Here is a 22,321-nt window from a genome sequence, read left to right as displayed (position 1 = left end):
CCGGGCCATGGGCCCGGTGGCGTTGCTGCGCCCGGGGTGTGAGGATCTCCACCATGTCGACGCGCTACCACCGCCTTGCGCGTGAGACCCCCGCCTACGGCTGGTGGAAGCTCCCCGTCGCCGGCGTCCTGGCCCTCGGGCTGTTCCTCGGCCTGACGATCATCCTGATGGGGATCGCGTTCTTCGCCTTCCTGCCGGTCCGCGGGGCGGACACGTTCGAGCGCTGGATCGACGACGTGGGCAGCCTCGACCTGACCAAGCCCGACTTCTTCGTCCTGGACATGCTGTCGCTCGCGGTGCTGATCCCGGCGGTCCTCGGCGCGGTGTGGATCGTCGGCCCCCGCCCGATCGGCTACCTCTCGTCGGTCGCGGGACGACTGCGGTGGGGCTGGCTGGCCCGCAACGCCGTCATGTCGTTCCTCGTGTTCGGGATCGCGCTGGTCGGCTGGGTCCTGGTCGCCGCGGCCACCGACCCGGCCGAGGTGCAGGCGCCGTCGGGCGTCGACGGCACCGTGGTCCTCGCGATCGTCCTGGTGCTGCTGGTGACGCCGCTGCAGGCCGCGGCGGAGGAGTACGTCTTCCGCGGCTACCTCCTGCAGCTCGTCGGGTCCTGGACCCGCTTCGCCACGATCCCGGTCCTGGTGTCGGTGCCGCTGTTCGCGGCCGGGCACACCTACGACTGGTGGGGGCTGGTGGACGTCGGGATCTTCGGGCTCACCGCCGCGATCCTCACGATCCGCACCGGCGGGCTCGAGGCCGCGATCGCGGCGCACACCGCCAACAACGTCGTGCTGTTCGTCCTCGACGCCCTCGGCGTCATCGTCGCGACCGACGAGAGCGGGGCCGGTCCGGTCGACCTCGTGCCGACGGCGCTCGCCGGGATCGTCCTGGTCGCGTGGGTCGAGTGGTCGGTCCGCCGCCACGACGTGCAGACGACGCGGGAGCCGATCCCGCCACCGCCGCCGGCCCCACCCGTGTGGGCGCCGCCGGTGTACGCACCGGCGCCCCCGCCGACGTACGTGCCGATCCGGACCGCGCCGACGTACGTCCCGACGGCTCCGTCGAGCCCGTCAGCCCCGCCGGGGCCGCCACCCCTGCACCCCCGGACGCCGCCCTATCCGGGCGAGCTGCCGCCGGACTGGGACCGCTAGACGACCGTCGGGCGGCCGGCCTGCTCCCAGGCCTCCATGCCGCCGGCGACGTTGGTGACGTCGTGCCCCTGCGCGTGCAGCCACTGCGTCGCGCGGGCCGAGCGTCCACCCACGTGGCACACCACGAGGGTCGGGACGGTGGGGTCGAGCTCGCCGACGCGCGCGGGCAGGTCGGCGAGCGGGACGTGCACCGCGCCGGCGATGTGCCCGGCCGCCCACTCATGGTCTTCACGCACGTCGAGGACGACCAGATCGCCCGGAATCGGGTCGGGGATGGTGGTCACGTCGGTCGTCGGGATGCCGGGATCAGTCATGGTTGCATCGTCTCTCGGAGGGTCTAATGTGACACGCTCGGGCGGGATTGTTGGCACAAAGAGTGGCCATCGCCCCCTCGGTGTAGTTAGTTTGGACCATGTGTACGCCGTGTCGAAGGCCCGCGAGGCCGCTTGCACGCCGATTTCCCGAGGGAGGTGCCCGCGTTGAAGGTTCGTGACACGATCCGACTTCCCTTCGCGGCGTCGACTCCCGGCATCGCCCGGACCCGCCTGGCAGCGTTCCTGACGATGCAGCGCGCATCCAACTCCGTGATCGATGACGCCCTGATCGTGATCAGCGAGATGATCGCCAACGCCGTCAGCCACGGCGTGCCGACGACCGACGGCACGATCGAGATCTCGTGGTCGATCAACCAGGACCTGCTCGAGCTCAGCGTCCTCGACGCCGGCGAGGGCGCCTCGCTCAAGCCGATCGACTTCGACGAGGACTCGCTCAGCGGTCGCGGGCTGTCGATCATCAACCGGGTCGCCGACCGCTGGTGGGTCGACATGTCGCGCGGCACCCGGGTCAACGCCGAGCTCGGCCTCGCCTCGCGCTGACCCGCCGCCCGGCACCGGCTAGGCTCGCCCGTCATGGGCAAGAAGTCGCGAATCAAGAACAAGGCCGCCAAGAAGGAACGCATGCCGTTCGTGGCGCGCACCTTCGAGGGACTCCCGGGGGAGGCCGACTGGGTCGCCCTGCGCGAGTTCGTCCCGTCCGCCACCGCGACGATCACCCTCACGACGGGTGAGAAGGTCAAGATCTGCTCCCTCCTGCCGGGCAACGGCGCCGGCATCCGCCGTCCCGACGGCGAGATCTGGGTCGGCCTGCAGGTCGCCCACAACTTCGGTGACATCAGCCGCGACCTGGCGCACGTCATCAAGACGGCCGGGGAGACAGAGCCCGGCAACCCGGTACGCATGACGGACCCGGGTGTCGGGCCGCGCGTGCAGGACCTGATCGACCCGGCCAGCTCGTTCGACGTCACGGTCCACGAGGGCTTCGACTACTGGATCGAGGACGTCGACTCCTCCGACGGCACCGCCGACCTGCTGGCCGACGCCAACGAGACGATCGCCCCGACGGTCAAGCTGTCCTCGGTCGAGGCCGCCTACTGGACCGAGATGGGTCCGCAGCGCTTCCTCCGCTGGGTCATGACCCACGACGAGTCGGACCTCCTGGACGCCCTCGCCCGCCTGCGCGTCGACGACGCCGACCGCCTCGGCGACGGCACCAAGCTGATCGGCCACTTCCGGGCCCACGGCCTGCTCGTCCCGGTGTGGGAGTTCGAGCACGACGCCGCGGACCTGGAGCAGCCGGCGGTCGAGTTCGAGAAGCGCCTCGCGAAGGCCCTGGCCGACGACACCCCGCTGACCCCCGAGCAGCGCTCCGCCCGGAGTGCCCTGATCAGCCGTCAGGTCCAGGTCTAGCGCCCACCCCGCCCAGCGTCAGTCGCGGTCGAGCGGGCAGGACATGCACCGGGGGCCGCCGCGGCCGGAGCCGAGCTGGTCACCGCTGATCGTGATGACCTCGATGCCGTGCTCCTCCAGCCGGGCGTTGGTCTGCTCGTTGCGCTCGTAGGCCACCGCCAGGCGGGCGTCGATCGCCAGGGTGTTGTTGCCGTCGTCCCACTGCTCACGCTCGGCCGTGACGGGATCGAGCCCCGTGTCGATCTGGTGCAGCGTCTCGATGCCCATCGCGCTGGCCGCGGCCTCGAAGAACGACGTCTCCGCCCCGATGACGAAGCCGCCCGAGGAGGACCACGTCAGTGGCACCGCGCGGAGCGCATCGGCCATGTTGGGATAGATCACGACGGTGTCGACGTCGACCATCGTGACGATCGTGTCGAGGTGCATCGTGGCGCGCTCCTGCGCGATCGGCACCGCCAGGACGGTGTGCGCCAGGTCCTCGGTCAGCACCTGCCGGGCGAACCGCTCCAGCCCCGCCGGGGTCGTCCGCTCGCCGACGCCGACCGCGATGACGCCCGGCGCGAGCTCGAGGACGTCGCCGCCCTCGAGGTGCTCCAGGTGCGGGCCGTGCACGACCGGCGTCTCGGCGAAGCGGGCGTGGTGCCGATAGATCAGCCCGGTCAGCTGCGTCTCGCGGACCCGCGCCGGCATCGCCAGCGAGGTCACCGCGACCCGGTCCCGCAGCCACACCGAGGAGTCGCGGGTGAACAGCAGGTTGGGCAGCGGGTTGATCAGGAAGTCCTCGGGCTGCATCAGGTGGTTGGCGACGCTCCCGTCGACCCGCACCTCGTCGTTGCGCAGCCCCGCCATCAGGACCTCGGCGAGCTGGTCCGGGTGGGCGTCGACCAGACGGCCGGAGATCCAGTCCTGCAGGCTCGGTCCGACGTACAGGCCCTTGACCGTCTCGGCGATGATCTCGGCGCGCGCCGCCTCGACCTCGAGGGTCTGGGTCAGCAGGTCGGTCAGGTAGAGCACCTCGACGTCGTGGTCGCGCAGCGCCTGCGCGAAGGCGTCGTGCTCGTCCTGCGCCCGGCCGAGCCACGGGATCCCGTCGAACAGCAGCTGATCGTTGTTGCGGGGGGTCAGCCGGCCCAGCTCGGCCCCCGGCCGGTGCAGCATGACCGTGCGCAAACGTCCGACTTCGCTGTCCGCTCCGAGTGACATGTCGACAGCCTAGGTCCCCCGAGGGGGACTTGTGGTGAGAGACGCACCCGGTTGCCTAACGGTGCACCACGTCGCGGGCATACGCTCGTGGGGTGGACTGGAACGACTACGACGCGGCACTGTTCGACCTCGACGGCGTGATCACGCCGACCGCCGAGGTGCACATGCGCGCATGGGACCAGATGTTCAACGACTTCCTGCGCGATCGGGGTGAGGGGCAGCCCTACACCGACGAGGACTACTTCGAGTACGTCGACGGGAAGCCCCGCTACGACGGGGTCCGCTCGTTCCTGGCGTCCCGCGGCATCGAGCTGCCCGAGGGCGACCCGAGCGACGCCCCGGAGACGGAGTCCGTCGCGGGCCTGGGCAACCGCAAGAACGCCGACTTCGAGGAGATCCTGCAGGACGAGGGCGTCGAGCCCTATCCCGGCTCCGTCACGCTCGTGAAGGCCCTGCAGGCCCGCGGCACCAAGATGGCGATCGTCTCCAGCTCGCGCAACGCCGCCGCGGTGCTGGCCGCCGCCCGCATGCTCGACTACTTCCCGGTCATCGTCAGTGGCAAGGAGGCCGGCGAGCGGGGACTGGCCGGCAAGCCCGCCCCCGACACGTTCCTCGACGCCGCCGCGCAGCTCGGCGTGCCCAAGGAGCGGGCGGTCGTGTTCGAGGACGCGTTGTCGGGCGTCCAGGCCGGCGCCGCGGGTGACTTCGGCCTGGTCATCGGTGTCGACCGTGGCGTCGGCGAGGACGCGCTGATCAGCAACGGTGCCGATGTCGTCGTCGACGACCTCGAGGAGCTGGCATGACCCCGACCGAGGGCCCGTCGCACGAGGCGCCGCAGGTCCACGACTTCCTCGACCGCACCCGCTACCCGGTCGACGAGTGGGCGCTGGTCGAGAGCCACATCGACAACGACGACCTCGGCACGACCGAGACGCTGTTCTCGGTCGGCAACGGCTACCTCGGCCTGCGTGGCAACGTCGACGAGGGCCGCGACTCGTACTCCCACGGCACGTTCGTCAACGGCTTCCACGAGACCTGGCCGATCCAGCACGCCGAGGAGGCGTTCGGCTTCGCGCGCGTCGGCCAGACGATCGTCAACGCCCCCGACGCCAAGGTCATCCGGCTCTACGTCGACGACGAGCCGCTGCTGCTGGCGATCGCCGACCTGATGCACTACGAGCGCCGGCTCGACTTCCGCTCGGGCCAGATGACCCGCAAGATCCTGTGGCGTACGCCCGGCGGCAAGCGGGTGCAGGTCGAGTCGAGCCGCATGGTCTCGTTCACCCAGCGCCACCTCGCGATCATGACCTTCACCGTCACGATGCTCGACGACCACGCCCCCGTCGCGATCTCGTCGCAGATCCTCAACCGTCAGGACGGCGAGGACGAGTACCACGTCCGGGCCAAGTCGATGGGCGAGGGCGTCGACCCCCGCAAGGCCGGCCAGATGCGCCACCGCGTGCTGATGCCGCAGACCAACTTCGGCAACGTCGCCGACGGCCGCGTCGGGCTGGGCTTCCAGTGCGCCGAGAGCGGCATGACGATCGCGGTCGCCGCCGACCACCGGCTCGAGACCGCCAACAGGTTCTCCACCCGCGTGCAGACCGACGACGACCTGGCCAAGATGACCTACCGGATCGACGCCGAGCCGGGCCAGTCGATCACGCTGACCAAGCTGGTCAGCTATCACACGTCCCGCGGGGTCCCGTCCCGCGAGCTGCTCGACCGCTGCCGCCGGACGCTCGACCGGGCGCAGGAGGAGGGTGTCGACAAGCAGCACCAGGACCAGCGGACCTGGCTCGACGAGTTCTGGGCCCGCTCCGACGTCGAGATCCCCGGCCAGCCCGAGGTGCAGCAGGCGACCCGGTGGAACCTCTTCCAGATCGCGCAGGCCTCGGCCCGCGCCGAGGGCACCGGCATCCCCGCCAAGGGCGTCACGGGCTCGGGCTACGACGGCCACTACTTCTGGGACACCGAGGTCTACGTCCTGCCGTTCCTGACCTACACGACGCCGCGCGCCGCCCGCAACGCGCTGCGCTTCCGCTACACCCTGCTCGACGCCGCCCGCGCGCGCGCCAAGCAGCTCGCCCAGCAGGGCGCGCTGTTCCCGTGGCGCACGATCAACGGCGAGGAGGCCTCGGCCTACTACGCCGCCGGCACCGCGCAGTACCACATCGACGCCGACATCTCGTACGCGTTGAGCCAGTACCTCGCCGCGACCGGCGACACCGACTTCCTGACCCGCGAGGCGATCGACATCCTGGTCGAGACCGCCCGCATGTGGGTCGACCTGGGCTTCTGGCGCAGCGAGGAGGACGGCACGTTCCACATCCACGGCGTGACCGGCCCGGACGAGTACACGACGGTCGTCAACGACAACCTCTTCACCAACGTCATGGCCCGGTTCAACCTGCGCCGCGCGGCCCGGGCGGTCCGCGAGCTCGAGGAGCGCGACGGTCCCCAGTACGCGCAGGTGCTCAAGCGGCTCCAGCTCGACCGGTCCGAGATCACCGAGTGGGAGCGCGCCGCCGACGACATGGCGATCCCGTACGACGAGCACCTCGGCGTCCACCCCCAGGACCAGCACTTCCTGGAGCGCGAGGTCTGGGACCTGGCCAACACGCCGCTCGACAAGCGCCCGTTGCTGCTCAACTACCACCCGCTGGTGATCTACCGGTTCCAGGTGCTCAAGCAGGCCGACGTCGTGCTGGCGCTGTTCCTGCAGGGTGATCACTTCTCGCCCGAGGAGAAGCGCGCCGACTTCGAGTACTACGACCCGATCACGACGGGCGACTCGACGCTGTCGGCGGTCGTGCAGTCGATCATCGCCGCCGAGGTCGGCTACCACGACCTGGCTCTGCGCTACTTCCTGGCGGCGCTGTTCGTCGACCTCGCCGACCGGCACCACAACACCTCCGACGGCGTGCACGTCGCATCGACGGGCGGCGTGTGGAGCGCGCTGGTCAGCGGCTTCGGCGGCTTCCGCGACCACGGTGGCGTGTTCACCCTCGACCCGCGCCTGCCGGAGGCCTGGGACTCCCTGACCTACCGGGTCACGCTGCTCGGCACCCGGGTACGTGTCTCGGTCCACCACGACCGCGTCGAGCTCGGGGTCGAGGAGGGCAAGGAGACCGAGCTGGTCGTCCGCGGCCAGCGGATCGCGGTCCTGCCGGGCGACCCGGTCGTCGTGCCGCTCGACGGGCAGGGCCCCCGGCTCGAGGGCGAGCCGGAGCCCGTGCCGGGACGCCGCCGCTCCGACGGCACGATCATCGCGGCGATCGTGCCGGGTACCTGACCGGCCTCAGCGCGTGATGACCCGGCGCCACGGTCCGGCCGGCACGTCGACCCCGTCGACGAAGCGCCAGCTGACCTTGTCGGACTCGCCGTTGAGCTCGGAGAACCTCAGGCAGCCGTTGAGCGCGGGGGACACGTCCATGCCGGCCTTGTTGTAGCGCTTGTTGGCGGGGCGGCTGTCGTCGGACCCGAAGACGTACTTGGCGTCGTGGTACTTCCCGGGACCGGCGTCCTGGATCTGGCCGTAGCAGGTGTGGCCCTTGCGGGAGATCTTGACCCAGCGGTTCTTCATGACGCTGGAGTCGGCGTCCTTCGCGAGGGTGGACCACGGCTTGGCCTGGATCCACGGGACGACCTGCTTGCGGGTCTTGGCGCCGATCGAGTCGTTGACGTCGTCGAACGGCAGGTCGAGGTAGAACGGGTTCTCCTTCGGCGTCATGCTGCTCGGGAAGTAGTCGTTGGACGCGACGCGCTTCTCGGTCCGGCAGTCGCCCTTGACCTCGCGGCCGTCGCAGCCGCCGTAGCTGCGATACCAGTTGTCGTCGTACGTCGAGAGCATCTGGCTGCCGTCCTCGGCGTCGGGGTCGAAGATCTCGCCGACCCAGAACGTCGTGGCGACGATGCCGGTGTGCTGCGGATAGACCCGGCCCTTGGCGGCGGCGGGGGTGGAGGTGCTGGTGAGGACTGCGGTGATCACGAGACCGAAGGTGAGCAGGCCCAGGGCCCACGCGACCCGAGAGGAAATCATGGGTCAAGACCCTAGAGGGCATGACCGCACCACGGAAGGGCAACTCCGTATGACAATTTTGCGGGGCTCCGCACGCGGCGGTCACGGATCAGCTCGGTGGGGTCGAGGTGATCACCTTCTTCCACGGTCCGTCGGGAACGTCCTCGGCCTCGACGAACCGCCAGTCGACCCGGTCGTTCGTGCCCTCGAGATCGCTGAAGCCGAGGCAGCCGTTGATCGCCGGGGAGACATCCATCCCGGCGCCGTTGAACTTGCGGTTGGCGGGTCGCGCGTCGTCGTGCCCGAAGACGTACTGAGCGTCGTGGTACTGCCCCGGGCCGGCGTCCTCGATCTGCCCGAAGCACCTCCGGTCGCCGCGACGCAGCTCGACCCACCGGTCCTTGAGCAGGCTCCGGGACGGGTTGGTGATCCAGTCCCGGTAGGGCACCTCGTCGGCCCACGGGATGACCGAGCCGCGGTGCCGGAAGCCGGTCTCGTCGTGGACGTCGTCGTAGGGCAGGTCGAGGTAGAACGGGTTCTGCCGCGGGGTCATGGAGGTGGGGAAGTAGTCGTTCTCGGCGGTCCGCTCCTCGGTCTGGCACTGGCCGTCCACATAGACCCCGTCACAGCCGCCGTAGCTCTGCTCCCAGTTGTCGTCGTACGTCGACAGGACCTGGCTGCCGTCGTCGGCGGTCGGATCGAAGACCTCGCCGACCCAGAACGTCGTGGCGACGATCTCGGTGTGCCACGGATAGGTCGTGTGGCGCGCGCCGCCGGTGATCGTGGCGAGGAGGGCTCCTACGCACCCGATGATCATGAGCAGACCCGCTCTGGTCAATCCTGGACCCCCGTCGGGACTTGAGGCTCGATCGCCCGGTCGACCCGGGGCGCGGCGGACGGCGTGGCCGCCGCGACGCTGGCGGTGGCGGCGGCGGGTGCGCCGACGGTGTCGTAGATCGCGGCGTCGTCGACCGTCAGCGTGCCGTTGTTGAACATGCTGAGCCCGAAGCTGATGCCGGTCATGCCGGCCGGGATCGTCGGCGTGGTCCAGGTCGCCTGGGTCCAGGCCGTCGCCGAGGCGAACCATGGGCTCGACGTCCAGTAGTGCCAGGCCCCGTTGTCGTCGCGGAGGTAGACGGCGTACTGGGTCACGGCGGTCGAGGTGTACCAGGACCGCAGGGAGTACGTGTGCCCCGGCGCGATCGTCGGGCTGCAGCCGCCGAGGTCGAACCGGGGCAGCCACTTGGCGTCCCCGTCGACGTACGCCGACACCGCGACCCGTCCGGCCCGCTGGCCGGTGCGGCCGGGGCTCGCGACGGTCAGGTTGGCGGTGTTGCTGCCGTAGCCGCCCTTCATCCAGCACGTCGGGGTGCCGTCGGCGTCCCGGTTCTCCATGCTGGGGTTGACGACACCGTTGACCCCGGGCCCGATCGGCGTGGTGGTGGAGCCGGTGACCACGGGCTTGACGGCTCCGCCGACGGCGTCGCCGACCGGCAGGACCACGGTGTTGCGCAGCGGGTCGGCGGTGCGGGCCTTGAGCCATGACACGAACTGCTCGAGCACCGCGGGCGTGACGTTGATGTCGCAGCCGCTGGCGCAGATGTTGTGGAAGGTCAGCTGGACCCAGCCGCCGCGCGGCTCGGCGCGGGTCACGAGGTCCTGCATGTTCTTGAGCGTCCAGTTGGTCTCGACCTGGTCGGGCGCCCGCGTCTCGAACGCGTCGGCCGGCGGCAGGGTCTCGGCGAGGACGCAGTTGCCGCAGCTGGCGGGCGAGCGGACGTCGCCCAGGCCGCGGGCGCTGTTGTAGCCGCACGTCGAGACCATGGCCTTGACCGAGGCGTTGACGCTGGCGTACGGGTACGCGAAGCTCCGGACCGCGAACCCCTGCTGGCTCAGCCACGCCCGGTCGTTGCAGATCTGGCGCTTGACCTCGTCGGACGGCAGGGTCGTCAGGTCGGGGTGGCTCATGGTGTGGCCGCCGATCTCGTGCCCCGCGGCCTTGAGCGCGTTGAGGTCCGCGAGCGTCAGGTAGCCCGGTGCGCCGACGAACCCGGACGGGACGTAGAACGTCCCGTCGAGGTTGTACTTGTCGAGGATCGTGGCCGCCGTCCGCTGGTTGGTGTTGGCATCGTCGAAGGTCAGGCTGACGACGGTGCGGGGGCCCACGGCCGCGGAGGCGGGTTGCGAGGGCAGCGCCGCGAGGACCGCGGCGACGAGGAGCGTGAGGAAGAAGATCACCTGCGTGGCGAGGATCTTCCGACGCGATCGGCGGATGGTGGACATGGGACGACTCCCTGACTTATTCGACGGTGACGGACTTGGCGAGGTTGCGAGGCTTGTCGACATCACGGCCCAGGGCGACCGCCAGCTCCCGGGCGAGGACCTGCAGAGCCACGACGGACTCGATCGGTCCGCACCACGGGAGTCCCGAGACGGCGTGGCGGTCGCTGGCGAGGACGGGGATCGTCGACCCCGTGCCCCCGATCCGGGTGACCTGTCCGCCGCGGGCCTCGACCTCGGCGATGCTGGTCCGGAGCCGCTCGTCCAGGTCGCCGACGACGACCACGGGCGTGCCCTGCTCGATGAGGGCCAGCGGGCCGTGCTTGAGCTCGCCGGCCGGATAGCTCTCGGCCCAGCGGTAGGTCAGCTCCTTGAGCTTGAGGGCGCCCTCGTCGGCGAAGACCGTGGCGGCCCCCCGCCCGAGGAAGACGAACCCCGGCGCGTCGACCAGGCCGCCGATCAGCGGCGGCACGGCCTGCCGGGACCCGGCCAGGGCCTGCCCCAGCAGCTCGGGGACGCGTTTGAGGTCGCCCGTGAGCCGCTGGGCGTCGAAGGGGTCGAGGCGACCCGACGCGACCAGTGCCGAGACCGCCATGCAGGCGCCCGTCAGCAGCTGGGCCGTGAACGTCTTGGACGCAGCGACCCCGACCTCGGGCCCGGCGTGGCACGACATCACGGCATCGGCTCGCCGGCCGAGCGCCGAGTGCGTCGCGTTGGTGATCGCGAGGACCGAGCCGCTGCGGGGCTGGAGCGTGTCCAGGGCCCGCAGGACGTCGGCGGTCTCGCCGGACTGGCTCAGCGCGATCAAGAGGGTGTCCGGCTCGAGGATCGCCTCGCCGGCCTCGCTCGCGACGATCGACTGGTGGGGGACGTCCCCCACACGCCCGAGCAGCCCGGCGATCGCCCGGCCCGCGTTGAGGGACGTCCCACAGCCCAGCACCGCGACCCTGGAGAACGACGGCAGCCCGAGGGACTGCCACAGGTCGGGGCCCGAGGCCCCGGTGGCCCACGCGTCCAGGACGCGCTCGGCGACCTCGGGCTGCTCGTCGATCTCCTTGGCCATGAAGTCCGGGTACTGCCCGAGGGCGAGGTCCCGGGCCCGCACGGTGCATGGGCGCGACTCCGGCGGGATGACGGGGACGCCGTGCCGTCGCCAGCGCACTGCCGGCGTCAGCTGCACGACGTCTCCGTCCTCGAGTACCCGGAAGGAGTCGACCCACGCGGCGATGGCCGCGATGTCGCTGGCAACGAAGTCGCCGTGGTCGGAGTGCGCCAAGACCAGGGGGGACTGGTGCACCGCCGCCACGACGACTTCGGTCTGGGAGTCGAGCACCACGATCGCCCACGAGCCTTCGAGGCGATGCGTGGTCAGCTCGACGCTGGTGTGCAGGTCGTGATCGACCAGGTGGGTCTCGACCAGGTGGGCGACGATCTCGCTGTCGACGTCGGAGCAGAAGATGTGCCCGGCCTCGATGAGCTCGTCGCGGAGCTCGTCGGCGTTGGTCAGGACGCCGTTGTGCGCGATCGCGATCCGGCCGCGGCAGTCGGTGTGCGGGTGCGCGTTGGTGACCGTGACGGCCCCGTGCGTCGCCCACCGGGTGTGCCCGATGCCGGCCGTCCCGCCGGCCCGGTCGGGCTCGGCCGCCAGCTGGTGGCCGAGGTCCCCGACCCGGTCGACGGTGCGCAGCGTCAACAGCCCGCCGTCACCGCCGACCGCGACGCCGGCCGAGTCGTAACCCCGGTACTCCAGCCGCCCGAGCGCTTCGACGAGGTACGGTCCGGCAGGCCGATCGGTACGGCACGCGATGATTCCGCACATCACGACACCGGGATCTCGACCATGGCAGGCGCTGACGACGCGGTCCCCGACGCCGCGAGATCCTCCGCGACGTGCCGGATCATGGTGTCGAGCGGCGTGCTCGGGACATAGCCGACCAGGCGGTGCGAGCGGGTGTTGTCGGGCACCCGGCGCCGCATGTCCTCGTAGCCGGCGGAGTAGGCCTCCTCGTACGGGACGAGGACGACGGGGCTCGAGCTGCCGGTGACCGCCAGGATGCGGTCTGCGAGGTCGAGCATGCTGACCTCCTCGGCGCCGCCGAGGTTGAACGCCTGCCCCTTGGACTGCTTGTTCTCGGCCAGGGCGACCATCGCCGGGACGACGTCACCGACGTACGAGAAGCAGCGCGTCTGGCGGCCGTCCCCGTAGACGGTGAGCGGCTCTTCCCGCAGCGCCTGTCCCACGAGACGCGGGACGACCATGCCGTAGCGGCCGGTCTGCCGCGGGCCGCACGTGTTGAACAGCCGGATGATCGTGACGGGGAGGCCGAGCTCGTTCCAGTACGCATGGGCGAACGCCTCGTCGATGCCCTTCGCCGCGGAGTACGTCCACCGCGACAGCAGCGGCGAGCCCAGGATGCGGTCGGAGTCCTCGTGCAGCCGGTCGGCGGTGTTCTTGCCGTAGACCTCGCTGGTCGAGGCCAGCAGCACGTCCGCGCCGGTCTCCCGGGCGGCCTCCAGCACGACCTCGGTGCCGTGGATGTTGGTCCGCAGGCTCGACAGCGGGGAGTCCACGATCAGGTTGACCCCGACCGCGGCGGCCAGGTGGTAGACCCGGTCGGCCCCTCGCGTCGCGCCCCGCACCGTGGCGGGGTCCGTGACGGATCCCTGGTGCTTCTCCAGCCGTGGGTGGTCGTCGACGGCGGCCAGGTTGCTGGCCTTGCCGGTCGACAGGTCGTCCAGGACGATGACCTCGTCGCCGCGCTGCAGCAGCAGCTCGACCAGGTGGCTGCCGATGAAGCCCGCTCCGCCGGTGACGACGCTGCGCGTCGTTGCGCGGCTCACAGCGCGACCCGGTTGGTGAGGCCGGTCGACCGGTAGGTGGCGTCCAGCACGAGCTGGTCGGGTGCGAGCCAGTCCAACGAGTCGTCGTGGTGCTTGGTGTGCAGCAGCACGAGCGTGGGGTGGAACGAGCCGGGGCTCTTGACCGGCTGCAGCTCGACCCCGCCCTCGAGCCTGAGGCTCCGGACGTGCGGGTCGACGTAGCCGACGGACGCGCCGAGGGTCAGCAGGCGCTGCATGATCTCGAGTGCCGGCGACTCCCGCAGATCCGCGACATCGGGCTTGTAGGCGACGCCGACGACCAGGATCCGCGATCCCGCGAGGCTGCGGCCACGGTCCGACAGCAGCTCGCGGACCCGCTCGACGACATGACCGGGGCGGCGCGAGATCTGCTGCATCGCCTCGTTGATCATGGGGGCCTCGACCCGGTCCTTGCGCAGCTGCCACAGCAGGTAGTGCGGGTCGCACGGGATGCAGTGGCCGCCGACGCCGGCGCCGGGGCTGAAGGCCATGTAGCCGTACGGCTTGGTGGCGGCCGCGTCGATGACGTCGGTCACCGCGATGTCCAGCGTGCGGCAGATGTCGGCGAACTCGTTGACCAGAGCGATGTTGACGGCGCGAAACGTGTTCTCCAGGAGCTTGGTCATCTCGGCGGTGCCGAGCGACGGGACACGGTGGACGTCGGTGGCGTAGCGGCTGAGGACGGCGGCCGCCCGCTCGACGCACTCGGGGGTCGCACCGCCGACGACGCGGGGCACGGACTCCTGGGACACCGACTCCTGGCCGGGATCGATCCGCTCGGCGCTGAACGCGATGAAGATGTCCTGGCCGGGGACCATGCCGCGGCGGACCACGGGGTCCAGCAGGACGTCCTCGGTGCACCCGACGTACGTCGTGGAGGTCAGCATCAACAGCTGGCCCGGCACGGCGTGCTCGACGACCGCGGCGCAGGCGCCGCGCACCATCGTGAGGTCCGGGACCAGGTGGGCGTCCACGGGGGTGGGGACGCACACGATGACCGCCGCGGCCCGGGAGAGCGCCGCGGGATCGCCCGAGACCTCGAAACCCTCGTCGCCGAGGGCCACGCCCAGCCGGTCGTGGTCGCGGGTGATGAGGTCGACATCGCCGGTGCGGATCGCCTCGAGCCGCTGGGGCGAGACGTCGATGCCGATGACCCGGCTGCCGGCCGCGTGGTACGCCAGCGCGGTGGGGAGTCCGACGTACCCGAGCCCGACGATCGCGACGTCGGCGTCGAAGCTCGGCTGGGTCGAGGGGGCGCGGCCCTCGCGGGGGGCGGGGCTGCGCAGGACCAGCGGCGCGATCGGCGCGTTGGTCGAGGTGTCGATGATGGCCATGAAGTTGCTCCCTGGAGACAATGAGTGGGGGTTGATTCGTTTCGTGCTCTCCAGAGACTCTGATCCGGCTCAAACGTCACTGGGCCCAATTTGCCGAACCCCTACGGAAGACCGCACGTAACCGCATGCGGGCTGTTGCGGACCTGCACCCGGACTGGTGGAACCACCCACTCCGGTTGCGGGTTTGCACTGCAACGCGAGGCGTATCTTCGAGGCACCAGGGGAAGGGACTCGACATGTTGTGGTTCGCAGTGGCGTTCGCGCTCATGCTCGGCCTGAGCACGATGTGGTGGTCGGCCGTCGGCGTGGGGCGACGCGTCGTCCAGGTCTTCTCGTGGGCATGGGCCGGCACGTGGGACGGCACGAAGTGGACCGCCGACGACGTCGCGATCCTCATCGCGGCCCGCAACGAGGAGCTCGTCCTGGCGGACACGCTGGCGGCGGCGCTCAAGATCGTGGAGCCGCGGCAGGTCTTCGTGGTGTCCGACCAGTCGACGGACCGCACGGTCGAGATCGCCCGGTCCCACGGCGCCCGGGTCATGGAGCTGACCCGCAACCGCGGCAAGGCCGGCGCGATCGCCGCCGGCATCCGCCACTTCGGCCTGCCGGACCGGTTCGCGATCGTGATGCTGCTGGACGCCGACACCCGCCCCGCGCCGGACTACCTCGACTCGGGACTCCCGCTGTTCAACCACCGGGAGGTCGTCGCGGTGGCCGGTCGGGCGCTGACCCTGATCGGCGAGCGGTCGACGAGCCGCTTCGGCGCGATCCTGCTGGCGTACCGCGAACGGACCTACGTCGCGGTGCAGACGCTGCACAAGTTCGGCCAGGCCGCCAAGCACGCCAACGCCGTGACGATCGTGCCGGGCTTCGCCAGCATGTATCGCACCAGCATCCTCGAGCACGTCGACATCACGGCCCAGGGGCTCGCGATCGAGGACTACAACATGACGTTCGAGATCCATTCCAAGCGGCTCGGCCGGGTCGCGTTCGACCCGACCCGGGCGCACGCCTACACGCAGGACCCCGACACGCTGCGGGACTATCGCAAGCAGATGCACCGCTGGAGCCTGGGCTTCTGGCAGACCCTGATGCGGCACCGCGTGCAGCCCCGCGTGTTCTGGGTCGGCCTGCTGATCTTCGCGTTCGAGGTGGTGCTGAGCAGCCTGCTGCTGCTGCTGGTGCTGCCGTTCCTGGTCGTGCTGGGGATCGCCGCGGCGCTCCTGGCGTTCGACGTCGACCCCAACGGCGCCCTGTCGCAGGTCGACGGGCTCGTGCCGCCGACGACGCTCGTGCTGGGGATTCTGCTGCCGGACCTGATGCTGACGGCCTACACCGCGATCATGACCCGCAAGCTCCGCTACCTGATCTATGCCCCGGTCTTCCCGTTCCTGCGGGTGCTCGACGCGGTGCTGTGCCTCGGCGCGCTGAAGACCGCGGTCCTCGGCTCGTCCACCGGGGTGTGGAGCAGCCCGACCCGGCGCTAGCGCGGCTACGAGTTGTGGTGGTTGCCGCCCGGGCCGAGCTGTGGTGCCTCGATGCGGGCCAGCGCCGCGACCAGGTGGGACCGCGAGCGGACGCCGAGGGTGCGGTAGATGTGGGTCAGGCGGAGCTCGACGGTGCGGACCGACAGATAGAGCGAGTCGGCGATCTCCCGGTTGCGCAGCCCCTCCTGCACCTGGCGGGCGATCGCGATCTCCTCGTCCGTGAGCAGGGCCAGCAGGCTCTGCTCGTCGTCCTCCTGGACGCTGACGGCCTTGCCGCGGTGGTCGGACCAGCCGATCGCGCCGGCCATGTCGAAGGCCTCGTTCATCGTCGTGCGGGTGCGGCGCGCCTCGTTGGGCAGCGCGAGGGTGTCCTGTCGATCGGCCATCGCCGACAGCGTCCGGGCCCGTTCGTAGGGCGAGTCGCTCGCGCCGAACATGTCGAGCGCGGCGGTGAAGGTCGGCATCGCCGCCTCGTCGGTGGTGATCAGGGCGCGGCACCGGGCGAGGGCCAGGGCACCCCACCGGCTCTCGTGCGCGGCGAGCCGGCGGTCCAGGGCCTGGGTGACCCCTTCGGCCTCGCGGTAGCGGCCGGTCGCGTGGCACGCCTCGACGTAGTCGGCCCAGTGCCGCAGCATCGCGGGGTTGCGGAACCTGCCGGCGAAGCCGCTGACCTGGCGGAGCAGCAGGACCGCGGACTCCGGGTCCCCGTACATCAGCGCCATGGTGCCCCGCAGCGCCAGCGCGCGGGCCCGGGCGGCCGGCGATCCCTCGACCGAGGCCAGCTCGAGGCACTGGTCGAGGTGGTCGTTGGCCTCCGGCAGCTGGCCGAGGGACTGGCGGTGCCACGCCAGGATGTAGGAGTACATCGACGACCGGCGGCTGACCCACGGCGAGTCCTCGGCCCACGACTCGATCGCCGCGCGTGCCCGCCGGAACTGGCCGGCGCCGATCTCGTTCATGATCAAGGCGTAGCGGGCCAGGTCGACCCAGATGTGGTCGACCGAGCGCGGGTGGTTGAGCACCGTGTTGAGCAGCGTCCGGGCGTCGTCGTAGTGCTCGCGATGGGTCTGGATCCGGCCCTCCATCAGCAGCTCGGACGGCTCGAAGCGGGCCATGTCGTCCAGGTCCGGCGGGACGTGGCCGTTGACCGACCGGCCGTCGATCGCGTCGAGCGTCGCGCGGGTCGTGGAGAGCAGGGCCGCGGTGGTGGGCTCGAGGGAGTCCTGGAGCTGGGGGAAGCTGTCGAGCAGGTTGCGGGCCTCGTCGGTCTCCCACCGTTCGCCGCGGAAGCACGCCGCGAGGCTCAGCAGGCGCGCGGCGTTGTCGGGGTCCTCGTTGGCGTGGAGCCCGACCAGCGCGCGGACCTCGTCGTCGGCGATGCGCTGCGAGCGGAACATCTGGTCGACGAGCTTGAACGAGCTGAGGCGCAGGGCGTCCTCGGGGGTGATCGAGTCGGGCCGGGCGCGGGCGCTGTAGCGCGCCGCGAGCGCGACGTCCCCCGCCCGCAGGAAGCGGCCGCACAGCTCGATCACGGCCGGCAGGTGGTCCTCGAGCCGCTCGGCCTTGCGCAGCGCCCGCTCGGCGAGCTCGACCGCGGCGTCAAGGTGCCGCAGGGTCACCATCTCCGCCGCGCCGGCCAGGAGGTCGTCGATGCCGGACTTGTCGTACGTCGCGAAGCTGCGGTGCCACGCCGCGAGGGGCTCGCTGTAGGGCCGGGTGGACCGCTCGAGCGTCGCGTGCCGCTCGCGCCGCGAGTGGGTGTCGCTCGACCAGTAGACGTACGACCGCACGCGGCGGTCGTGGAAGCTGAGGTAGGGGCCCTGCCGGTGCAACATCCCGGTGGCGACGAGGTCCTCGACGGCGTCGGCGAGCTCGAGGCCCGCGTCGGCGATCGCCCCGCTGTGGGTCAGGGGGGCCAGGGCTAGCGAGTCCAGGATCAGGCGCTGCTCGGCGGTCAGCCCGGTGAGCGGGTGGACCGCGACGTCCCGCACGGCGTGGTTGAACCGGGGCGGCAGCATGAGCCAGGCCGATCCGTGCAGCTGCTCGGGCTCGATCAGCCGCAGGCTCTCCTCGAGGATGCGCGGGTTGCCGCCGGCGAACCAGGCGAGGATGCGCAGCGTCGAGAGGTCGGCGGCGACGGCGAGCATCACGCCCCGCGCCACGAGACCCGCGACGCGCACGCGCATCAGGCGCACGGTCGGGATGGCCGCGAGCGGGCTGTTGCCGGGGATCGTGCTGGCGGTCATCACGAGGCGCAGGCCGGTCCCGGCCAGCCGGCTGGCCATGAGGCCCAGCAGGGTCCGGCTCTGCTCGTCGGCCAGGTCGACGTCGTCGATCATCAGCAGGGTCGGCGGCAGGCCCAGGCCCTGGATCAGCGCGATCAGGTCGTGCGCCGCCGCGAAGAGCTGGGTCGGCTCCTCGGACCGCAGCGTGAACCTGCCGCCGAACTCGGCGATGCCCTCGCGACGCAGGCCCGTCAGCACCGACGAGATCCCGGACAGGGGGAAGTCGCTCTCAGCGGCGTTGATGCGGATCAGGACGTGGGTGGGCTCGACCTCGCTGCCGATCGTCCCCAGGAGGTGGGTCTTGCCGATGCCCGGCTCACCGAGCAGGACCAGAGCCGCCTCCTGGGGACCGTTGGCCATCGCGATGACGCGGCTGAGGGCCGCGGCCTGCTTCAGAGACTCCATGGAAGTGCATCGAGCGGGCTTCGCTCGACGGCTGTGTCCACGATCCTTGGCGTCTTCATCACCGGGACTCCCTGATAGGTACCTAACGGTCTAACACGCCTCAATTGTTTGTTCAACAGGCGGATTCCGTGGGGAAATCGGAAAACAGTTGGTTTTTTCGTGGTCCCCCCGCGGGGGGCTCGGCCGGTCGCGCCGCCCCGATCAGTCCCGTCGTGAAAGCATCGTGCCGTGATCACCGTGATGTGGAAGACCAGCTCGGGCGACAGCGGCGAGGTGCAGCTCGCCGGTGACGACAAGTGGACGTTCGGTCGTACCGGCGGGGCCGAGGAGCCGACCGTGGGGGTGGACGACCCGCTCGTCAGCCGGGCCGCGCTCGTGATCCGGGACGCGGGTCCGGGACCCGTCGTCTTCCGCGGGCAGCGCGACAACGGCGCTCAGGTCGCCCTGGTCAGCGTCATCGGGTCCAAGCGGTGGATCGACGAGGGCACGGCCGGCAACCTGACCGCCGAGGAGAACCGGGTCGAGCTGATCCTCGGTGACGAGGTGCTGGTGACGGTCGACGTCGAGTTCGAGGGCCGCGGCACGGTCGTGGAGCGGCAGGCGCACTGAGCGCGCCGGGGTCGTAGGGTCGATCCCATGTCGTTCGCTTCCGGATTGCCCAAGGCCGAGCTGCACGTCCACCACGTCGGGTCCGCCTCGCCGCGGATCGTCTCCGAGCTCGCCGCCCGGCACGAGGGCGACACCCCGGTGCCGGCCGATCCGGCGCTGCTGGCGGACTACTTCCAGTTCACCGACTTCGCCCACTTCATCGACGTCTACCTGTCGGTCGTCGACCTCGTGCGTACGCCCGAGGACCTGTGGACGCTGACCTACGAGGTCGCCCGGGACCTGACGGCGCAGAACGTCCGCTACGCCGAGCTGACCCTGACCCCGTACACGTCGATCGCCCGCGGGATCGCGGCGGAGGCCTACTGCGAGACCGTCGAGGACGCCCGGCGGGCCGCCGAGGCCGATCTCGGGATCGCGCTGCGGTGGTGCTTCGACATCCCCGGCGAGTCCGGGCTGCCGGCCGCCGACGTCACGCTCGACACGGCGCTGCGGCTGCGCCCCGACGGGCTGGTCAGCTTCGGCCTCGGCGGTCCGGAGATCGGGGTGCCGCGGCCGCAGTTCGAGCCGCACTTCCAGAAGGCGATCGCCGCGGGGCTTCGCAGCGTGCCGCACGCGGGGGAGTCGACCGGACCGCAGTCGATCTGGGACTCGATCACACTGCTGGGCGCCGAGCGGATCGGGCACGGCATCGCCGCGGCGCAGGACCCCGCGCTGATGGCGCACCTCGCGGAGCACCAGATCACGCTCGAGGTGTGCCCGACGTCCAACGTCTGCACCCGCTCGGTGCCGTCCCTGGCCGAGCACCCGCTGCCGGTGCTGGTCGCGGCCGGGGTGCCGGTGACGATCAACTCCGACGATCCGCCGATGTTCTCCACCACGTTGACGCAGGAGTACGAGGTGGCCCGCGAGCTGCTGTCCCTCGACGACGCCGGCCTCGCGGAGCTGTCCCGGGTGGCGGTGCGGGCGTCGTTCGCCGACGACGCCGTCAAGCGCGACCTGCTGGCCGAGATCGACGCGTACGTCGAGGGGGCTTGACCTCCTGCTCGCGTCGTGATTCTCTATAACCAAAAGGTTATGGAGAGTGGGTCGGGGTGAGTGACGATCAGCTGGACCTCGTGTTCGGCGCCCTCGCGGACCGCACGCGCCGGGAGATCCTGGCCGCGCTGGCCCGGGCCGACGCCAACGTCGCCGACCTGACGGCGATGTTCACGATGTCCCAGCCGGCGGTCTCCAAGCACCTCAAGGTGCTGGAGGCGGCGGGGCTGGTCTCACGCACCCGGCAGGGGACGATGCGCCTCAGCCACCTCGAGGCCGAGCCGCTGAGGGACGCCACCGGCTGGCTGGCGGACTATCGGACGTACTGGACCGAGAGCTATGAGCGGCTCGACGAGCTGCTGGACTCGCTCGACCGACCACCGATCAGAAGGACCTGACGCAAGGAGAATCCCATGAGCACGACCAAGAACGCCGTCAAGATCGACAACGACGGGACGCACGGCATCACGATCGTCCGCGAGTTCGACCACCCGGTCGACCAGGTCTTCCGCGCCATGACCGAGCCCGAGCTCATTGCCCGGTGGGTCGGACCGCGCGGCTACGACAACGTCGAGGTGACCAACGACGCCCGGCACGGCGGCACCTGGACCCTCGTCCAGCGCGGCGCCGACGGCCAGGAGTTCGGCTTCCGCGGCGTGTTCCACGGCGACGCGACACCCGAGCTGACGCTGCGGACGTTCGAGTGGCTCGGGATGCCGGGGCACGTCTCGTTCGAGTCGCTGCGGTTCGACGACCTCGGCGGCGGCCGCTGCCGGGTGCGGACGACGTCGGTGTTCCTGGCCACGGAGGACCGCGACGGCATCCGCCAGATGGGCATGGACGACGGCGTCGTCGAAGGCTACGAACGGCTGGACGAGCTGCTCGAGACCCTCTGACGACAAGATGTCGGCACTTGTGGGTCCTTTTCTCCTCCGGAACGACCCACAAGTGCCGACATCTTCGCCGGCTTCGCGGCTTCGCCGCTATGCCGCGGCGGGGGCTACGGGGACGCGGACCAGGAGGACGCCGGGCTGGACCGTGGCGGTGATGCGCTGGCCGTCGCCGACGGGGTCACCGTCGAGCTGCATCGGCATGGGCTTCTCGGCCTTGATGTGGACGGTGCGCCCGGTGAGCCGGTCGAGGCGCTCGTTGGTGCGCCGCTGGCGGCCGACGACCCGGACGATGATCGCGAGCCAGCCGATGAACCGTTTCGGCGCGATCACGACGACGTCGAGCATGCCGTCGTCGATCTGGGCGTCGGGCAGCAGCGGGATGCCGCCCTGCAGGAATCCGACGTTGCCGACCACGACGGTGCGGGCCCGGAACTTGCGTGGCTCGCCGTCGTCGACCGAGATCTGCACCTTCATGGCGGGGAAGCGGGCGGCCTTGATGCCGCTGACGAAGTAGGCCAGCCAGCCGACCTTGCTCTTGAGCTGGTCGTTGACGCCGGTCATGATCGCGGCGTCCATGCCCAGGCCGGCCATGACCAGGAAGGTGGTGTTGGTGCCGGAGTCCGTCTCCAGGGTCGACAGGTCGATCGCCCGGTCCTGGCCGCCGAAGGCGACGTCGAGGGCGTCGCGGATGTTGAGCGGGATGCCGAGGTTGCGGGCCAGCAGGTTGCCGGTGCCGTGGGGCAGGATGCCGACCGCGACACCCGTGCGGGCCACCTCCTCGCACACGGCGCGGACGGTGCCGTCGCCGCCGGCGGCGATGATGAGGTCGACCTCCTCGTGCAGCGCCGCCGTGGCCTGCCCGTGACCGGGATCCTCGATGGACGTCTCGTACCAGAGCGGCTCGCTCCACCCCGAGATCTCGGCGACGGCCCGCACCCGCGACTTGAAGTCCTCGACGTCGTTCATCTTCGACGGATTGAGGATGACGGCCGCGCGCTTGCGCCCGGATCCGGT

Annotated in this window: 20 protein-coding genes; 10 read left to right on the top strand and 10 right to left on the bottom strand. The window is 70.7% G+C overall.

The window, feature by feature from the left end; all coding sequences use genetic code 11:
- Positions 1-53: 53 nt before the first annotated feature.
- Positions 54-1,151: a type II CAAX endopeptidase family protein gene (locus JWQ91_RS08095; RefSeq protein ID WP_297782352.1), complete on the top strand. Its 1,098-nt coding sequence runs from the start codon at positions 54-56 to the stop codon at positions 1,149-1,151.
- Here the strand turns inward: JWQ91_RS08095 and JWQ91_RS08090 are convergent.
- Entirely contained in the window at positions 1,148-1,465 is a 318-nt protein-coding gene (locus JWQ91_RS08090; RefSeq protein ID WP_297782351.1) for a rhodanese-like domain-containing protein, read from the bottom strand. The genes JWQ91_RS08095 and JWQ91_RS08090 overlap by 4 nt on opposite strands.
- A 165-nt stretch (positions 1,466-1,630) precedes the next feature.
- Between JWQ91_RS08090 and JWQ91_RS08085 the strand changes: the two genes are divergently transcribed.
- Both JWQ91_RS08085 and JWQ91_RS08080 read left to right on the top strand, forming a co-directional pair.
- Positions 1,631-2,026 (top strand): ATP-binding protein, encoded by a 396-nt coding sequence (locus JWQ91_RS08085; RefSeq protein ID WP_297782350.1) that lies wholly within the window; start codon positions 1,631-1,633, stop codon positions 2,024-2,026.
- A 33-nt stretch (positions 2,027-2,059) separates the two neighbouring features.
- The gene (locus JWQ91_RS08080) at positions 2,060-2,896 is read left to right on the top strand and encodes a DUF5926 family protein (protein ID WP_297782349.1); all 837 of its coding nucleotides are present in this window, start codon (positions 2,060-2,062) and stop codon (positions 2,894-2,896) included.
- Positions 2,897-2,914: 18 nt separating this feature from the next.
- Here JWQ91_RS08080 and JWQ91_RS08075 read toward each other — a convergent pair whose 3' ends face one another.
- On the bottom strand, positions 2,915-4,099 hold the full coding sequence (locus tag JWQ91_RS08075; RefSeq protein ID WP_297782348.1) for an arginine deiminase: 1,185 nt from the start codon (positions 4,097-4,099) through the stop codon (positions 2,915-2,917).
- A gap of 92 nt (positions 4,100-4,191) precedes the next feature.
- On the opposite strand from JWQ91_RS08075, the gene JWQ91_RS08070 reads away from it, so the two are divergent.
- Both JWQ91_RS08070 and JWQ91_RS08065 read left to right on the top strand, forming a co-directional pair.
- Positions 4,192-4,902 (top strand): beta-phosphoglucomutase family hydrolase, encoded by a 711-nt coding sequence (locus JWQ91_RS08070; protein WP_297782347.1) that lies wholly within the window; start codon positions 4,192-4,194, stop codon positions 4,900-4,902.
- Positions 4,899-7,394, top strand: a complete 2,496-nt coding sequence (locus tag JWQ91_RS08065; protein ID WP_297782346.1) for a glycosyl hydrolase family 65 protein — start codon at positions 4,899-4,901, stop codon at positions 7,392-7,394. Before JWQ91_RS08070 ends, JWQ91_RS08065 begins: the two co-directional genes overlap by 4 nt.
- Before the next feature lie 6 nt (positions 7,395-7,400).
- On the opposite strand, the gene JWQ91_RS08060 is transcribed toward JWQ91_RS08065, so the two are convergent.
- The 6 genes from JWQ91_RS08060 to JWQ91_RS08035 form a co-directional block, all read right to left on the bottom strand.
- Positions 7,401-8,141 carry a hypothetical protein gene (locus JWQ91_RS08060; protein WP_297782345.1) on the bottom strand — a complete coding sequence of 247 codons (741 nt, stop codon included), beginning with the start codon at positions 8,139-8,141 and terminating at the stop codon, positions 7,401-7,403.
- Positions 8,142-8,229: 88 nt separating this feature from the next.
- Positions 8,230-8,937: a hypothetical protein gene (locus tag JWQ91_RS08055; protein ID WP_297782344.1), complete on the bottom strand. Its 708-nt coding sequence runs from the start codon at positions 8,935-8,937 to the stop codon at positions 8,230-8,232.
- 17 nt (positions 8,938-8,954) lie between these two features.
- On the bottom strand, positions 8,955-10,403 hold the full coding sequence (locus tag JWQ91_RS08050; RefSeq protein ID WP_297782343.1) for a polysaccharide deacetylase family protein: 1,449 nt from the start codon (positions 10,401-10,403) through the stop codon (positions 8,955-8,957).
- Positions 10,404-10,419: 16 nt separating this feature from the next.
- Positions 10,420-12,219 carry a glutamine--fructose-6-phosphate transaminase (isomerizing) gene (gene glmS, locus JWQ91_RS08045; protein ID WP_297782342.1) on the bottom strand — a complete coding sequence of 600 codons (1,800 nt, stop codon included), beginning with the start codon at positions 12,217-12,219 and terminating at the stop codon, positions 10,420-10,422.
- Positions 12,219-13,241 (bottom strand): GDP-mannose 4,6-dehydratase, encoded by a 1,023-nt coding sequence (locus tag JWQ91_RS08040; RefSeq protein ID WP_297782341.1) that lies wholly within the window; start codon positions 13,239-13,241, stop codon positions 12,219-12,221. Before JWQ91_RS08040 ends, glmS begins: the two co-directional genes overlap by 1 nt.
- Positions 13,238-14,593, bottom strand: a complete 1,356-nt coding sequence (locus tag JWQ91_RS08035) for a nucleotide sugar dehydrogenase (RefSeq protein WP_297782340.1) — start codon at positions 14,591-14,593, stop codon at positions 13,238-13,240. Before JWQ91_RS08035 ends, JWQ91_RS08040 begins: the two co-directional genes overlap by 4 nt.
- Positions 14,594-14,829: 236 nt before the next feature.
- On the opposite strand from JWQ91_RS08035, the gene JWQ91_RS08030 reads away from it, so the two are divergent.
- On the top strand, positions 14,830-16,080 hold the full coding sequence (locus JWQ91_RS08030) for a glycosyltransferase family 2 protein (protein WP_297782339.1): 1,251 nt from the start codon (positions 14,830-14,832) through the stop codon (positions 16,078-16,080).
- Positions 16,081-16,085: 5 nt separating this feature from the next.
- Here JWQ91_RS08030 and JWQ91_RS08025 read toward each other — a convergent pair whose 3' ends face one another.
- Complete coding sequence (locus JWQ91_RS08025) at positions 16,086-18,770, bottom strand: LuxR family transcriptional regulator (protein ID WP_297782338.1); 2,685 nt, start codon at positions 18,768-18,770, stop codon at positions 16,086-16,088.
- Positions 18,771-18,998: 228 nt separating this feature from the next.
- Between JWQ91_RS08025 and JWQ91_RS08020 the strand changes: the two genes are divergently transcribed.
- From JWQ91_RS08020 to JWQ91_RS08005, 4 genes are read left to right on the top strand one after another with little or no spacing between them, the layout of a single operon-like run.
- A complete protein-coding gene (locus JWQ91_RS08020) occupies positions 18,999-19,379 on the top strand; it encodes a hypothetical protein (protein ID WP_297782337.1) in 381 nt (126 codons plus the stop codon).
- 27 nt (positions 19,380-19,406) lie between these two features.
- Positions 19,407-20,414, top strand: coding sequence for an adenosine deaminase (locus JWQ91_RS08015; RefSeq protein WP_297782336.1), 1,008 nt, complete (start codon positions 19,407-19,409; stop codon positions 20,412-20,414).
- Between the two features lie 56 nt (positions 20,415-20,470).
- Complete coding sequence (locus JWQ91_RS08010) at positions 20,471-20,812, top strand: metalloregulator ArsR/SmtB family transcription factor (RefSeq protein WP_297782335.1); 342 nt, start codon at positions 20,471-20,473, stop codon at positions 20,810-20,812.
- A gap of 15 nt (positions 20,813-20,827) precedes the next feature.
- Entirely contained in the window at positions 20,828-21,310 is a 483-nt protein-coding gene (locus JWQ91_RS08005) for an SRPBCC domain-containing protein (RefSeq protein ID WP_297782334.1), read from the top strand.
- Positions 21,311-21,397: 87 nt separating this feature from the next.
- On the opposite strand, the gene JWQ91_RS08000 is transcribed toward JWQ91_RS08005, so the two are convergent.
- Positions 21,398-22,321: diacylglycerol kinase family protein (locus tag JWQ91_RS08000; protein WP_297782333.1), on the bottom strand; the 924-nt coding region annotated here is incomplete at its 5' end.

Source organism: Aeromicrobium sp. (genome assembly GCF_025965075.1).
In the GTDB taxonomy this organism is placed as follows: domain Bacteria; phylum Actinomycetota; class Actinomycetes; order Propionibacteriales; family Nocardioidaceae; genus Aeromicrobium.
Note: the sequence above shows the minus strand (reverse complement) of the source record. Positions and strands in the feature narration are given on the sequence as shown.

What these genes read in the sequence shown, in the direction of transcription:
- JWQ91_RS08075 (WP_297782348.1), bottom strand. Translation starts at nt 4,099, where the DNA reads ATGTCACTCGGAGCGGACAGCGAAGTCGGACGTTTGCGCACGGTCATG.
- JWQ91_RS08030 (WP_297782339.1), top strand. Translation starts at nt 14,830, where the DNA reads ATGTTGTGGTTCGCAGTGGCGTTCGCGCTCATGCTCGGCCTGAGCACG.
- JWQ91_RS08050 (WP_297782343.1), bottom strand. Translation starts at nt 10,403, where the DNA reads ATGTCCACCATCCGCCGATCGCGTCGGAAGATCCTCGCCACGCAGGTG.
- JWQ91_RS08090 (WP_297782351.1), bottom strand. Translation starts at nt 1,465, where the DNA reads ATGACTGATCCCGGCATCCCGACGACCGACGTGACCACCATCCCCGAC.
- JWQ91_RS08005 (WP_297782334.1), top strand. Translation starts at nt 20,828, where the DNA reads ATGAGCACGACCAAGAACGCCGTCAAGATCGACAACGACGGGACGCAC.
- JWQ91_RS08055 (WP_297782344.1), bottom strand. Translation starts at nt 8,937, where the DNA reads ATGATCATCGGGTGCGTAGGAGCCCTCCTCGCCACGATCACCGGCGGC.
- JWQ91_RS08095 (WP_297782352.1), top strand. Translation starts at nt 54, where the DNA reads ATGTCGACGCGCTACCACCGCCTTGCGCGTGAGACCCCCGCCTACGGC.
- glmS (WP_297782342.1), bottom strand. Translation starts at nt 12,219, where the DNA reads ATGTGCGGAATCATCGCGTGCCGTACCGATCGGCCTGCCGGACCGTAC.
- JWQ91_RS08060 (WP_297782345.1), bottom strand. Translation starts at nt 8,141, where the DNA reads ATGATTTCCTCTCGGGTCGCGTGGGCCCTGGGCCTGCTCACCTTCGGT.
- JWQ91_RS08025 (WP_297782338.1), bottom strand. Translation starts at nt 18,770, where the DNA reads ATGGAGTCTCTGAAGCAGGCCGCGGCCCTCAGCCGCGTCATCGCGATG.
- JWQ91_RS08035 (WP_297782340.1), bottom strand. Translation starts at nt 14,593, where the DNA reads ATGGCCATCATCGACACCTCGACCAACGCGCCGATCGCGCCGCTGGTC.
- JWQ91_RS08015 (WP_297782336.1), top strand. Translation starts at nt 19,407, where the DNA reads ATGTCGTTCGCTTCCGGATTGCCCAAGGCCGAGCTGCACGTCCACCAC.
- JWQ91_RS08065 (WP_297782346.1), top strand. Translation starts at nt 4,899, where the DNA reads ATGACCCCGACCGAGGGCCCGTCGCACGAGGCGCCGCAGGTCCACGAC.
- JWQ91_RS08080 (WP_297782349.1), top strand. Translation starts at nt 2,060, where the DNA reads ATGGGCAAGAAGTCGCGAATCAAGAACAAGGCCGCCAAGAAGGAACGC.